The sequence below is a fragment of the Curtobacterium sp. MCLR17_036 genome, assembly GCF_003234445.2.
Taxonomy (GTDB): domain Bacteria; phylum Actinomycetota; class Actinomycetes; order Actinomycetales; family Microbacteriaceae; genus Curtobacterium.
Window position 1 is genome coordinate 1,037,175 of record NZ_CP126269.1, and the last position, 13,153, is coordinate 1,050,327.

Below are 13,153 nucleotides of genomic sequence, written 5' to 3' on the forward strand. Positions count from 1 at the left end.
CGTCAGCGACCCGGTGACAGGATGAGTCGTGTCCGCAACGATCCGCGCCATCGGTACCGCCGTCCCCGAGACGACCCTCGACCAGCCGCGGGTGCGTGACCTGTTCGCGGCGCAGCCCGACCTCGGTCGCCTCGGACAGCGGCTCGTCCCCGCGGCCTTCGACGGCTCGGCGGTCGACCGACGGCACACCGTGCTCGAAGAGCTCGACTCCACGCGCGGCGGCGGTGCCTTCCGCGACGACGACGGGACCCTGCGCTCCCCGACGACCGGCACGCGCAACGACCGGTTCCGTGAGCTCGCGCCGCCGCTGTTCGTCGCCGCCGCACGCGACGCCGTCGACCGCGCGGGCATCGCCCCCTCGTCGGTCACGCACCTGGTGACCGTGTCGTGCACCGGGTTCACGCAGCCCGGGCCGGACATCGGCGTCGTCGACCAGCTCGGTCTGCCGGCAGGGGTCTTCCGGCACCACATCGGCTTCATGGGCTGCTGCGCCGCGTTCCCGGCGCTCCGGATCGCCGCGGCCTTCGTCGACCAGGACCCGGACGCCGTCGTGCTCGTCGTCTGCGGCGAGCTCTGCACCCTGCACGTCCGGGCGTCGAACGACCCCGACCAGATCGTCGCGAACAGCGTCTTCGGGGACGGAGCCGCCGCGGCGGTCGTCGCACGCGACGGCGCCGGCCTGCGGTTCGAAGCGTTCGCGACGGCCGTGGTGCCGGAGGGCGCGTCGGAGATGGCGTGGAACATCGGCGACGAGGGCTTCGAGATGGTCCTGTCGACGGCCGTGCCGAAGCTCGTCGGCCTGCACGTGCCGCGGGCCGTGGAGTCGCTGCTCGGCGGCGGTGCGGCCTCCGACGTGCCGGTGTGGGCGGTGCACCCCGGCGGCCGCGCCATCCTCGACCGTGCGCAGGAGTCGCTCGGCCTGCCCGACAGCGCGATGGTGTCGAGCCGACGGGTGCTGCGCGACCACGGCAACATGTCGAGCGCCACCGTGCTGTTCGTCCTCCGCGACGCGGTCGACGCGGGCCTGACCGACGGCGGTGCCGTCGTCGCACTCGCCTTCGGGCCCGGACTGACCGTGGAGAGTGCACGCCTCACCGCGGTGCGCACCGAGGCGTCGCCCGTGGTCGAACCGGTGCGGGTCCCCGTCGCGACCACGGGCACGGCGTGAGTCGTCGCGGCGGTGCCGACCCGGCCCACTCGGCCGTCGACCTGCGCTCCCGGGCGCTCGACCTGACCGAGCTGATGGACGACCCGGACTGCGACCCGCGCGTCCTCGCGCGCACCTTCCGGCGCTTCGCGCTCGTCAACGCCCTGGTGAGCGGCTGGCGTTCGGCGTGGAGGACCCACATCGTGCCGGCGCTGCCGGTGGACGGCCGTGCTCGGGTCCTCGACCTCGGCTGCGGCGGCGGGGACCTGGCGCGCGCCGTCGTGCGGTGGGCGGCGAGCGACGGCTTCGACGTCGAGGTCGTCGGGGTCGACCCGGACCCGCGGGCGATCGACGCGGCGAGCCGACGGGCGCCGCGTGGCGTCACCTTCCGGCAGCAGTCGAGCGGTGAGCTGGTGGCAGCGGGGGAGCGGTTCGACGTCGTGGTGTCGAACCACGTGCTGCACCACCTGGGCGACGACGAGCGGGCCGGGTTCCTCGCCGACTCCGCGGCACTCGCGACGAGCCGCAGCGTGCACTCGGACATCCGCCGGTCGCGTTCGGCGTACGGGGCCTACGCGCTGGCGTCGCCGCTGGTGTCGGCCGGCACCTTCGTGCGGGTCGACGGCCTGCGGTCGATCCGCCGGTCCTTCACCCTGGACGAGCTTCGCGACGCACTGCCCGGCGGGTGGCGGGCCGAACGGGTGGCGCCGCACCGGGTGCTGGCCGTCCGCGACGCCTGAGGGGCACGGACACTCCGACAGCCGGGACCGGTGACGGGGTCCCGCGGCGCGTGGCATCCCCGCGCGACGCGGCGTGCGGGGGTGCCGGCTGCGCCGTGCCGCACGGGGCAGCGGGCAGCGGATCAGCGGATCAGCGGGGTAGTGGGTCAGCGGGGCGGTGGATCAGTGGATCAGCGTGGTCGTGCTCGCGAAGGCGCGGGAGCGCACGGCCTCGCGGTACCGCTCGAGCGCGGCGTCCTCGGCGCCGACCGACTCCAGCGCCGCCAACCCCGCGCCGAGCACCGGGGGATCGGTCACCCAGGTCGGCACCGCTCCCGGCACCCGGGCAGCGAGCCCACCGACGACACCGTCCACGAGCAAGGGGTGCCGCGCCGCGAGCACGCCGCCGCCGAGCACCACGGGTACCGACTCGGTCGCCGAACCAGCGAGGCCCAACCGCTCGAGTGCGACCGCGGCGAGCAGGACGATCTCCTCCGCCTGGCGCTCCACGACGCTCCGGGCCACGACGTCACCGGCTCCGGCCACGTCGAACAGCACCGGGCAGAGCCGGTTGAAGACGCGCTGGTCGAGACGGCCGAAGTGGATGGCCTCGGTGACCTCGCGGACGCTGCGGAGGCCGACCGCCGTCGGCACCGCGTCGACCAGCGCCGTCGCCGGACCGCGGCCGTCGTCGGCCCGCGCCGCGTGCCAGAGCGCCCGGTTGCCGAGCCACGCGCCGCCGCCCCAGTCGCCGGAGACGTCGCCGATGGCGGGGAACCGTGCGGTCGTGCCGTCGGCCCGTACCGCGAGGGCGTTGATCCCGGTGCCGCACACCACGGCCGCTGCGTCGGGCGACAGGGTGCCGGCCCGCAGCAGCGCGAACAGGTCGTTGTCGAGCACGTGCGGCTCGCCACCGTCGTCGGCCCAGTGCGCGAGGGCCGCCGTCGCCGCGACGAGCTCGTCGTGCAGGTCGAGCCCGGCCAGGTACACGTGCGTGGTGCGGATGCGTCGCTCGCCCAGCTCGCCCACCACCCGTGCACGGACGTCGTCGAGGATCGGGCCGGCGAGGTCCCACCCCCGGGTCTGCGGGTTCGAGCCCGGACCGCGCGCGTGCCCGACGATGGTCCCGTCGAGCGCGATCGCGACGACGTCGGTCTTGCTCCCGCCCCCGTCGACGGCGAGCACGACGTCGGTCGCGTCCGGTGGGTCCGGAGCGGGCGGACGGGAGGCTCGCGCCGGGCCCGCCTCGCCGGTCCGGCTCAGCCCGCCCACGTCACGTGCTCCGATCGCGCCCACGGGATGTGGTCCGCGTTCGCGGCCAGGAGCAGGTCGGTGAGCTGCTCCGCCTTGTCCACCTGCCCCACGAGCGGGTGCGCCCACATCGCGCGGAGCACCCGGTCACGGCCGCCGTGCACCGCGGCGTCGAGCGCGAGCCGCTCGTACCCGGCGACGTGGGACACCAGGCCCTCCATGTCCGGGGCGAGCGGGGACACCGGCAGCGGGGTGATCGCCTGGCGCGTGACCCGGGCCGGCACCTCGATCACGTGGTCGTCCGGCAGGAACGGGAACGTGCCGTCGTTCCGGACGTTGAGGACCTGCACGTCGCCGCGGTCGCCGAGGATCGAGGACAGCACGTCGATCGCGGCCTCGGAGTAGTACGCACCGCCCCGCTGCTCGAGCTCGGCCGGCTTCGTCACGACGGACTCGTCCGCGTACTTCGCGAGCAGGGCCTGCTCGGTCTCCATCACCGCTTCGGCCCGGGTGGGGGCGTGCAGCTGTTCCTCGAGCACGACGTCGTGGCTGTAGAAGTAGCGCAGGTAGTACGAGGGCACGGCGTGCTGCAGTCGGATGAGGTCGGCGGGCATGTGCACGCTCTCCGCCATCCGGTCGAGGGCACCGGTGTCGGCAGCGAGCAGCTCGGACAGGACGTCGCGCTCGTCGGAGTCGTCCGTCACGTGGACGCCGCGCTCCCACGTCAGGTGGTTGAGACCGACGTGGTCGAGGCGGACGGCCGACGGAGCGACGTCGAACTCCTTCGCGAAGCGCCGCTGGAACCCGATCGCGACGTTGCAGAGCCCGACCGCGCGGTGCCCCGCTTCGAGCAGGGCCCGGGTGACGATGCCGACCGGGTTCGTGAAGTCGACGATCCACGCGTCCGGCTTGGCGTACCGCTTGACGAGCGACGCGTACTCGAGCACGACGGGCACCGTGCGGAGCGCCTTCGCGAACCCGCCGGGACCGGTGGTCTCCTGCCCGATGCAGCAGGCCTCGTGCGGCCAGGTCTCGTCCTGGTGCCGGGCGGCCTGCCCGCCGATCCGGAGCTGGAACATGACGGCGTCGGCGTCCGAGACCCCGGCGACGACGTCGTCCGTGACGTGGATCGTGCCCGGGTGGCCGGCGTGGGCGAACATCCGCTTCGCGACACCGCCGACGAGTTCGCGACGGACGGGGTCGGGGTCGACGAGCCAGAGCTCGTCGATGGGGAGCTGGTCGCGGAGCCGCGCGAAGCCGTCCACGAGTTCGGGGGTGTAGGTGGATCCGCCACCGATGACTGCGAGTTTCACTGTGGTGCTATCCCTTCACGCCGGTGAGCGCGATGCCCTCGACGAATGCCTTCTGTGCGAAGAAGAAGATGATGACGACGGGGACCATGACGACGACGGTCATCGCCATCGTCATCGACCAGTCGGTGCCGTGCTGCCCGCGGAACGTCGCGAGTCCGTACGCCACCGGCCAGGCCGCCTGGTTCTCGGACGCGTACAGGAGCGGGCCGTAGTAGTCGTTCCACGAGTGGAAGAACATGAAGATCGCCGCCGAGGCGATGCCGGGGCGCGCCATCGGCACGACCACCCGCCAGAGCACGCCCCACTCGCTGCAGCCGTCCATCCGCGCGGCGTCGCCGTACTCCTTCGGGATCGTCATGAAGAACTGCCGGAGCAGGAAGATGCTGAACGCGTCGCCGAGCAGGTTCGGCAGGATGAGCGGCCACAGGGTGCCGGTCAGGTGCAGGTGCGACCACATCACGTAGACCGGCACCGCGGTGACCTGCGGGGGCAGGAGCATCGCGACGATGATCACGGTGAAGATGAGGTTCGCGCCCCGGAACTTGATCTGAGCGAGCGCGTAGGCCGCCGGCACCGAGCTGACGAGCATGAACGCGGTCGCGAGGACGGCGTACATCGACGAGTTGCCGAACCACTGCGCGAGCGGCAGCTCGGTGAACACCCGCGCGTAGTTCGAGAAGTCGAACGGCCGGGGCACGATCGACGCCGTCAGTGCCTGGTTGCTCGACATGAGCGAGGTCAGGACCACGAAGACGATCGGCGCGATGGTCAGCACGCCGAGGGCCACGAGCGCGGCGTGCTCGGCGATCCAGACCAGCAGGCTGCGGCGCGGACCGCGGGCGGAGCCGGACGCCGCACCGCGGGGAGCCCGGGCGAGCGGGGACTGGGACACGGCGGTCATCAGGACTCCTCGGGTCGGAAGACGGAGATGCGGCGCATCGTGAGGACGAGCACCACGGCGGTGACCACGAACAGGACGACGGCCATCGCGGACGCGTAGCCGAACTGGAAGTTCGCGAACCCGTGCTGGTAGAGCAGCTCGGTGTACGTGAGCAGCGAGGTGCCCGGGTAGCCGAGCTGTGCTGCGGTCCCGCCACCGATCGTCGCCTTGCCGGACGCGACCCCGGACGCCACCGCGGCCTCGGTGAAGTACTGCAGGGCCGCGATCACCCCCGTCACCGCGGCGAAGCCGATCACCGGGGCGATCGTCGGCAGCGTGATGTGCCGGACCTGCTGGACGCCGTTCGCACCGTCGAGCGACGCGGCCTCGTACAGGTCGCGCGGCACGTCGAGCAGTGACGCCAGGAAGATGATCATGATGTCGCCCATCACCCAGACGCCCAGGATCACGAGCGAGGGCTTCGACCAGGCCGGGTCGTTGAACCACAGCGGCCCGTCGACGCCGAAGACCCGCAGGATCTGGTTCACCGGCCCCGTTCCCGGGTTGAAGAGGAACACGAACGCCACGACGCTCGCGACCGGCGGCACCAGGGCGGGCAGGTAGAACAGCGTCCGCCAGAAGCCCGTGGCGGTGCGGGCCCGCGACAGCAGCCCGGCGACCAGCAGCCCGCACACGATCCGGACCGGCACCAGGATGACGACGAACCACAGCGTGTTCACGACCGCGGGGCCGATCTGCGGGTCCTGCGTGAACAGGAACCGGTAGTTCAGCAGCCCGACGAACTCGGGCTCCTGCAGCTGGTTGTAGCGCGTGAACGAGTAGAAGATCGACGCGACGAGTGGGTAGGCGAAGAAGACCACCAGGCCCGCCAGGGCCGGCGCGAGCATCGTCAGCGCGACCAGGCGGCGCCGGGACTCCGCGGAGCGGGGCCGACGTCGCGGAGCGGTCGGGGGCACCGGACCGGACCCCGTCGGGTCAGTGGGCCGGGCGGCGCGGGCGAGCCGCGCCTCCCGGCCGGTCGTCCCGGTGGTGACGCTCATCACGGACCAGCCAGCTGGTTGGCGTTGTCGATGTCCGAGTCGAGCTTCTCGAGCTGGGCGTCGAGGTCGCCGCCCTTCTGCTGGTACGCCTGCCAGAACTTCGTGAAGGTGCCGATGTACGCGGCGCCGTCGGCGGTGCCGGGCGAGGTCATGGTGTCCTTGTTGCCCGCGACGTCGACGAAGGTCTTGTAGTTCTCGTCGACCTCGAGGCCGGGGGACTCCAGCGCCGAGGTGAGCGTCGGGATGTTCTTCAGTCCGTTGCCCAGGGTGACCTGTGCGTCGGTGTTCGTCGACAGGTACTTCAGGAGTGCCCAGGACAGCTCGGGGTGCTTCGAGCCCTTCGCGATCCCCGCCACGTTGCCGGCGATGTACGTCGAGCCGTAGTTGCCGAGACCGTCCATCACCGGGGTCGGCGCGGTGCCGTAGTCCAGGTCCGGCTTCTGGTCCTTGATGAACGCCGTCCGGTACTCGCCGTCGATCTGCATCGCGACCTGGCCGGTCTGGAACGCGTTGTCGGCCGCGAACTCCTGGCCGAGGCCGGACGTGAAGGCCTTGAGCTTGTCGTAGCCGATCTCGTCGACGAAGTCCTTCTGCCAGGTGATGAGCCGCTTCCAGGCGTCGGACGTGCCGATCACGCTGTTGCCGTCCTCGTCCAACCACGAGCCGTCGACCATCGGCGCCCAGTGCTCGGGCGAGTTCTCGTAGAAGTCGACGAGCGGGTTGAAGCCGAGCTGCTTGATCGAGCCGTCGGCGTTGTACGTCGTGAGCTTCAGCGCGTCGGTCTTGAGCTCGTCGAGCGTCTTCGGCGGGGAGTCGATCCCGGCCTTCTCGAGCAGCGGCTTGTTGTACATGAGCGCACTGACGTCGGCGAGGGCAGGCAGCGTGCACCGGGTGCCCTTGTACTGCGTGTACGACTGCACGGCCTTCGGGATGTCCGACAGGTCGACCTGGTCGCGCTCGATGTAGGGCGACAGGTCGCGGAAGGCACCCGACGAGCAGAAGCTGCCGACGATGGCGGTCGAGTAGGACAGCCCGACGTCGATGTTCTGCCCGGACGAGATCGCCTTCTGCAGCTTCTCGTCGTCCTGGCCGGCGTGGATGTCGACGGTGACGTCGGGGTTGGCCTTCTCGAAGCCCTCGACGGCGGTCTTCACCACGCCGGCTTCGCGGCCGGTGAAGAAGTGCCACAGGGACACGGTGCCCTTGAGCTCCTTCGGGGCGCTCTCGTCGATGCTCTCGGCGCTCGAACCCGAGCTGCAGCCGGCGACGACGAGTGCGCCGGCCGCAGCGACGGCGACGGCGGTGACGATCCGCCGGGACTTCGGACTGGGGAGTGACATGCGGGACTCGCTCTCTGATCTCGCTCCGCCGCGTCGCGGTCGCGGCCGGTGCCCGGTGCCGAGCGGCGCCCGTCGCCGGGTGCTGCTCGTTGCCGAGTGGCGCCCGTTGCCGGGTGCTGCTCGTTGCCGGGTCCCGTCCGTTCCCGGGCGCGACGAAGAGCCCTGTGACAGGGCTGGGTGATGGTGCCTCGAGTGGTGCGGGTGGAACGGTTCAGGGGCGCTCGACGGGGTCCGGCGTCGGGGCATCGTCACTGATGCGCTCGAGTCGGTCCGCGAGCGCGGTGCGGACGACGTCGATGAGGACGTGTCTGGCACCGTGCAGGACGGGGGTGTCGGGGACGCCGGGCGCGACCACGGCGGTGGACCAGCGCGAGCGGGTCCGGAGCCATGCGGTCACGGCGGCGGCCAGGGCGGGGCCACCAGCGATCCCGGTCGGGCCGTGCAGGACGACCGTCTCGGGATCAGCCACGGCGAGGGCGGGGAGCACGTTGTGCCCGACGCGCTCGCCGAGGGCGACGGTGAAGGGGTGCTGCTCGGGCAGGCCGGGCAGCTGCGGGAGCACCTGGCGCCAGTCGGCGGCGGTGCCGTCCGGTGCCGTGATCCCGTGCTCGGCGGCCAGGGCGATGACGGCGGACTCGGAGATGAGGTCCGCGACGATCGTGGCCGTCGGGTCGATGGAGCGTGCGTCGGCGGGCACGCTCAGGTAGCCGATCTCACCCGCGGCGCCGGAGGCCCCGGTGTGCAGGTGGCCGTGCAGGTCGAGGGCCATGCCGAGGCCCTCGGCCATCCAGAGGAGGGCGAACGACCCGGGCGCCCGACCGGCCCCCATGTTGCGTTCGGCGATGGCGGCGAGGTTGGCGTCGTTCTCGACGACGACGTGGACGCCGAGCTCGGCGGACAGGGTCGCGCACACCTGCTCACGGGGCCATCCGGGCAGGCCGTCGGTGAAGATCAGGGTGTCCGTTGCGTGGTCGACACTCGCCTGCACGCCCACCGCGACGGCGGTGACGAGTTCGGGGTCCACACCGGCCGCAGCGGCCGCGCGGGAGATCGCCGCGGCGACGATGTCCGACCCGGGGGAGCGGACCTCGGCGTCGGACATGCGGTGGGTGGCGACCGGGAACGTGCGGCCGGCGGCGTCCACCACGGTCGACCGGACGTCGACGAGCTGCACGTCGACCGCCACCCCGAGGTCGCGGTCGGTGATGGCTTCGTACACGACGGCGCTCGGACCCCGACGCCCGGTCTGGGTGTCGGTGCCCGCCGGGCGGATGAGGTCGGCCGACTCGAGCCGACGGATGATCTCGGCCGCGGTGGGCTTGCTGAGGCCGGTGCGTTGCGCGATCTCGTTGCGCGTCAGCGGACCGCCGTCGAGCAGCAGTTCGAGGGCCGCCCGGTCGTTCAGCACACGGAGCAGGCCGGGCTGGCCGGGGGTGCGTCCTCGTGTGGTCATGTCGAGGACTGTAACGGACAACGTTGTTTACTGAAAGGTTTGTTTACCGATCGGTAACACGCGTTCTGCTCCGCGAAACGTGCGGGTCCCGGACCGGGACCGCCGACGGACGGGACGCCCGTGGCGACATCGCCACGGGCCTCCCGCCCGTCCGGCCGGACCTGCGTCTCTGCGCGCGCCGCTACGGGCGCAGCAGCACCTTGATCGCGCGGCGCTCGTCCATGGCGGCGTAGGCCTCGGCGGCGTCGTCGAGCGGCAGCTCGAGGTCGAACACCTTGCCGGGCTCGATGCGACGCGCGAGCACGTCCTCGAGCAGCTCCGGGATGTAGGCGCGGGCCGGGGCCATGCCGCCGCCGACCGTGATGTTCTTCGCGAACAGGAACGGCATCGGCAGCTCCGGGTCGCCCGCCGGCACGCCGACGTACCCGACGTTGCCGCCGGGACGGACGACCCGCAGGGCCTGGTCCATGCTCTCCGCGGTGCCGACGGCCTCGAGGGCGCAGTCGGCCAGGTCGCCGCCGAGCAGGTCGCGGACCGCCTGCACGCCCTCGTCGCCGCGGGTCTCGACGACGTCGGTCGCGCCGAACTCGCGCGCGAGCGCCTGCCGGTCGGCGTGCCGGCTCATCGCGATGATGCGCTCGGCACCGAGACGCTTCGCCGCGAGCACGGCGGACAGCCCGACGGCGCCGTCGCCGACGACCACGACGGTCTTGCCGGGGCCGACCTCGGCCGAGACGGCGGCGTGGTGACCGGTCGAGAACACGTCGGACAGGGTCAGCAGCGAGGGGACGAGGTCGTCGTCCACCGGGCCCGGCACCCGCACGAGCGTCGCGGCGGCGTCCGGCACGCGGACGAACTCCGCCTGGGCGCCGCCGAGCGGCTCGCCGTAGGCGTCCGGCGTGACGCCGAAGGTGGAGCCGTGGTCGCACCCGCTCGTCATGCCGTGCGCACACGCCTGGCACGTGCCGTCGTTCGTGGTGAACGGCGCGATGACGAAGTCGCCCGCTGCCAGGCCGCTGACCTCGGCGCCGACGGACTCGACGACACCGACGAACTCGTGGCCGATGGCGCGGGGCTCCTTCGTGTCGCGGACACCGCGGTAGGGCCAGAGGTCGGAGCCGCAGACGCAGGCCGCGACGACCCGGACGACGGCGTCGCCGGGGAGCCGGATGCCGGGCTGGTCGCGCTCCTCGACGCGGATGTCGCGGGGGGCGTGGATGACTGCTGCGCGCACGGACGTGCCTTCCGTCGGGGGGTGCTGGGATCGGCCGGTCGTCCTCGTCCGGGGCCGCATCGACAGTACTCTCGTGCGGGTGGACGAGGACCGGTACGGCAGTGATGTGCTCTCGGGCGACTGGCGCTCGAAGGGCGTGAAGAAGGTGCGGCAGGTGCCGCTCGAACGGGACATGGTGCTCGAGGACCCCGACTCCGGCTGGGCCGGCGCGGTCGTCGGGCTCGAGGCGGGCAACGTCGCCCTCGAGGACTGGAAGGGCCGCACCCGCTCCTTCCCCTTCACCGGGCAGTTCCTGCTCGAGGGCGAACTCGTCACGCTCGGCCGCCCGCAGGCGCCGGTCGGCCGGTCTGCCGCAGCCGTTGCCGGCGCACCGGGTTCGCCGGGTTCCGTCCACGCGGACTGGAGGCCCGGGGCCGCGCCCGCCGTGCGGCAGGCGTCCGGCGGTGGTCGCCTGCGCACCGCGTCCGGGTCGTTCGCCGTCGAGCAGCAGCGTGCCCGGGTGGCCCTGCCCTCCCGGATCATGGTCGAGGGCAAGCACGACGCCGAACTCGTCGAGAAGGTCTGGGGCGCCGACCTGCGCGTCGAGGGCGTCGTGGTCGAGGAACTCTCCGGCGTCGACAACCTCGCCGACGTGCTCGACGACTTCCGCCCGTCGCGGGAGCGCCGCGTCGGCGTGCTCGTCGACCACCTGGTGCCCGGGTCGAAGGAGTCCCGGTTCGCCGACGCGGTGATGCGCGGCAGGTGGGGCGCGCACGTGCTCGTCGTCGGGCACCCGTTCGTCGACGTCTGGCAGTCGGTCAAGCCGGCCCGCGTCGGGCTGCGGGAGTGGCCGACGATCCCGCGCTCGATCGAGTGGAAGGCCGGCATCTGCCAGGCGCTCGGGTGGCCGCACGCCGAGCAGGCTGACATCGCCCGGGCGTGGCAGCGGATCCTCGGGCAGGTGCGGACCTTCGCCGACCTCGAGCCCCAGCTGCTCGGCCGTGTCGAGGAGCTCATCGACTTCGTCACCGAGCCGCAGGGCTGACACCCGGCCCCGTCGGCGTGGCGGGCCGGGCGCTCGTGGCGACCCGTGCCTCCCGTCCTGCCCGAGCGCTGCGCGAGCGGGCGTTTTCGGTGGGTGTGGGGGTCGTGTGTGGGGGCGTTTCCGCCCGTTCGCGTGAGCGGGTGGATGCGGTGGGTGTGGGGTCGTGCGTGTGTGCGGTTCTACCCGTTCGTGTGAGTGGGTGGATGCGGTGGGTGTGGGGACCGTGCGTGTGTGTGTTTCCGCCCGTTCGCGTGAGCGGGCGGATTCGGTGGGTGTGAGCTCGCGGGAGTGTGCGTTTCTGCCCGTTCGGTGAACGTGCGGGACGGGCGGGGGTGCGGTCCTGCGCGGGGGTGCGGTCCTGCGCGGGGGCGGTTCCGCTCGTCGGCGTGAGCGGGGAATCCGGTGGGTGCGCGGGGCGGACAGGGGACCGTTTCGCCCGTTCGCGGGAACGGGCTCGGGCGCTGGGTTCGAGGGGCGTGCGGGGCGGCGTTCGTGCCCGTTCGGGTGAGCGGGCCCATTCGATGGGTGCGGGGGGCGTCGTGGGGGACGATTCCGCCCGCTCGTGCGGGATGGCGGGGCGCGATCGGGGGCCGTGCTCCGTATCGTTGAGGGATGGACGGCATCGACGGACGCGTGCGCGGCGCGGTCGACGTCTGGCTGCGGTGGCTGCCGCGGTGGCAGATCGGCACTGCCCGGCCGCGGACCCGCATCTGCCGGAAGTGCACCGGGTCGCCGATCGCGAGTGCCGCGGGCTTCGGCCCCGACGTCCCGCACGCCGTCCAGCACGCCCTGATCGGTCGGATCTCGACGATCATCGAGGAGGCCGTGGACGACTACACGGCGAAGAACCTGCCGCTGCTGCAGCGTGAACTGGAACGGGCGGCGGCGCGGAAGCGGCACGCCGGGTACCAGCCGGCCGAGGGGCTCTCGCCGGAGTTCCAGGGACTCGACGTCGACCCCGAGCCGTCGCCGGGCGAACCGTTCCTGTTCACCCTCGACGAGCTGACCGGCACGGGGGCCGCCGAGCAGACGCCGCGCGAGCCGCTGTCCGACGAGGCGAAGGCGGCGCTCCGGCACGAGATCGCGCTGTCCGACGAGTGCGCGCGGTCGACCGGTACCGCGGTGTGCCTGGCGCTCATCGACCACCGTCCGCGGATCGCCGAGGCGGTCGAACGACTGGTCGAGCCGCAGATCGAGGCGCTGGTGTCCGACATGTTCCGCGGCTTCGACGGCCCGGACGACGGGGCGCGGTCCGGGCTCTTCTGACCCGGCCGCTCGATGGTCACCGCCCGGCGGTCGTGCCCTGACGGGGGGAGCGGCGTTCCCGGGCGCGGAGGACGAGCCGGGCGATCCCACGCCACCCGAGCAGGAAGACCCCGAGCACGATCGTCGCGACGATGACGAACGAGACCGGCAGCGGGTCGCCGTCGACGTCGCCCTGACCGGTCCAGACACGGATCGCCAACCCGACGGCGACGGTCAGCAGCCACACCACGACGCCCGTCGGCCAGAGGCGCAGCGGTCGCTTCCACCCCGCCGTGGCGACGGAGCCGACCACCCAGCCGGCGAGGAACGGGTACGCCGTCGTCCAGAGGGCGGCCGCGGTGTTCGCCTCGCCGTGCGAGGACCGGCCGATGAGTGCGAACAGGACGATCAGGACGATGTCGACGACGGCTGCGAGCCATCCCCAGGTGCGTGCGGTCACCCGTCCATCATCGCAGCCGCCCGTTC

12 protein-coding genes are annotated in these 13,153 nt (G+C 72.6%); 4 read left to right on the forward strand and 8 right to left on the reverse strand.

The features are described from left to right. Positions 1-28: 28 nt before the first annotated feature. On the forward strand, positions 29-1,168 hold the full coding sequence (locus DEI99_RS04855; protein ID WP_111043006.1) for a type III polyketide synthase: 1,140 nt from the start codon (positions 29-31) through the stop codon (positions 1,166-1,168). Then, positions 1,165-1,887 (forward strand): methyltransferase domain-containing protein, encoded by a 723-nt coding sequence (locus DEI99_RS04860; protein WP_258369652.1) that lies wholly within the window; start codon positions 1,165-1,167, stop codon positions 1,885-1,887. The genes DEI99_RS04855 and DEI99_RS04860 overlap by 4 nt, the downstream gene beginning before the upstream one ends. A 162-nt stretch (positions 1,888-2,049) precedes the next feature. Here the strand turns inward: DEI99_RS04860 and DEI99_RS04865 are convergent, their stop codons facing one another. The 7 genes from DEI99_RS04865 to DEI99_RS04895 all read right to left on the reverse strand — a co-directional run bounded on the left by DEI99_RS04865 (position 2,050) and on the right by DEI99_RS04895 (position 10,398). After that, complete coding sequence (locus DEI99_RS04865; RefSeq protein WP_284180952.1) at positions 2,050-3,051, reverse strand: N-acetylglucosamine kinase; 1,002 nt, start codon at positions 3,049-3,051, stop codon at positions 2,050-2,052. A 74-nt stretch (positions 3,052-3,125) separates the two neighbouring features. Next, entirely contained in the window at positions 3,126-4,430 is a 1,305-nt protein-coding gene (locus DEI99_RS04870) for a 6-phospho-beta-glucosidase (RefSeq protein WP_111043005.1), read from the reverse strand. A 7-nt stretch (positions 4,431-4,437) separates the two neighbouring features. Then, the gene (locus tag DEI99_RS04875; protein ID WP_111043004.1) at positions 4,438-5,331 is read right to left on the reverse strand and encodes a carbohydrate ABC transporter permease; all 894 of its coding nucleotides are present in this window, start codon (positions 5,329-5,331) and stop codon (positions 4,438-4,440) included. Beyond that, entirely contained in the window at positions 5,331-6,371 is a 1,041-nt protein-coding gene (locus DEI99_RS04880) for a carbohydrate ABC transporter permease (protein WP_220037186.1), read from the reverse strand. Before DEI99_RS04880 ends, DEI99_RS04875 begins: the two co-directional genes overlap by 1 nt. After that, complete coding sequence (locus DEI99_RS04885) at positions 6,371-7,711, reverse strand: extracellular solute-binding protein (RefSeq protein ID WP_111043003.1); 1,341 nt, start codon at positions 7,709-7,711, stop codon at positions 6,371-6,373. The genes DEI99_RS04880 and DEI99_RS04885 overlap by 1 nt, the downstream gene beginning before the upstream one ends. Positions 7,712-7,922: 211 nt before the next feature. Further along, complete coding sequence (locus tag DEI99_RS04890; RefSeq protein ID WP_111043002.1) at positions 7,923-9,164, reverse strand: ROK family transcriptional regulator; 1,242 nt, start codon at positions 9,162-9,164, stop codon at positions 7,923-7,925. Positions 9,165-9,345: 181 nt separating this feature from the next. After that, complete coding sequence (locus DEI99_RS04895; protein ID WP_111043001.1) at positions 9,346-10,398, reverse strand: zinc-binding dehydrogenase; 1,053 nt, start codon at positions 10,396-10,398, stop codon at positions 9,346-9,348. A 79-nt stretch (positions 10,399-10,477) separates the two neighbouring features. On the opposite strand from DEI99_RS04895, the gene DEI99_RS04900 reads away from it, so the two are divergent. Further along, positions 10,478-11,422, forward strand: a complete 945-nt coding sequence (locus tag DEI99_RS04900) for a DUF3097 domain-containing protein (protein ID WP_111043000.1) — start codon at positions 10,478-10,480, stop codon at positions 11,420-11,422. A 612-nt stretch (positions 11,423-12,034) separates the two neighbouring features. Then, entirely contained in the window at positions 12,035-12,688 is a 654-nt protein-coding gene (locus tag DEI99_RS04905) for a spermidine/putrescine ABC transporter substrate-binding protein (protein WP_111043028.1), read from the forward strand. A gap of 16 nt (positions 12,689-12,704) precedes the next feature. Here the strand turns inward: DEI99_RS04905 and DEI99_RS04910 are convergent, their stop codons facing one another. After that, on the reverse strand, positions 12,705-13,127 hold the full coding sequence (locus DEI99_RS04910) for a DUF3054 domain-containing protein (RefSeq protein ID WP_111043029.1): 423 nt from the start codon (positions 13,125-13,127) through the stop codon (positions 12,705-12,707). Between the last annotated feature and the right edge of the window lie 26 nt (positions 13,128-13,153).

Excerpts from the sequence above, each read along its gene's own strand:
- DEI99_RS04875 (WP_111043004.1), bottom strand. The coding sequence starts at position 5,331 with ATGACCGCCGTGTCCCAGTCCCCGCTCGCCCGGGCTCCCCGCGGTGCG.
- DEI99_RS04880 (WP_220037186.1), bottom strand. The coding sequence starts at position 6,371 with ATGAGCGTCACCACCGGGACGACCGGCCGGGAGGCGCGGCTCGCCCGC.
- DEI99_RS04885 (WP_111043003.1), bottom strand. The coding sequence starts at position 7,711 with ATGTCACTCCCCAGTCCGAAGTCCCGGCGGATCGTCACCGCCGTCGCC.
- DEI99_RS04890 (WP_111043002.1), bottom strand. The coding sequence starts at position 9,164 with ATGACCACACGAGGACGCACCCCCGGCCAGCCCGGCCTGCTCCGTGTG.
- DEI99_RS04905 (WP_111043028.1), top strand. The coding sequence starts at position 12,035 with ATGGACGGCATCGACGGACGCGTGCGCGGCGCGGTCGACGTCTGGCTG.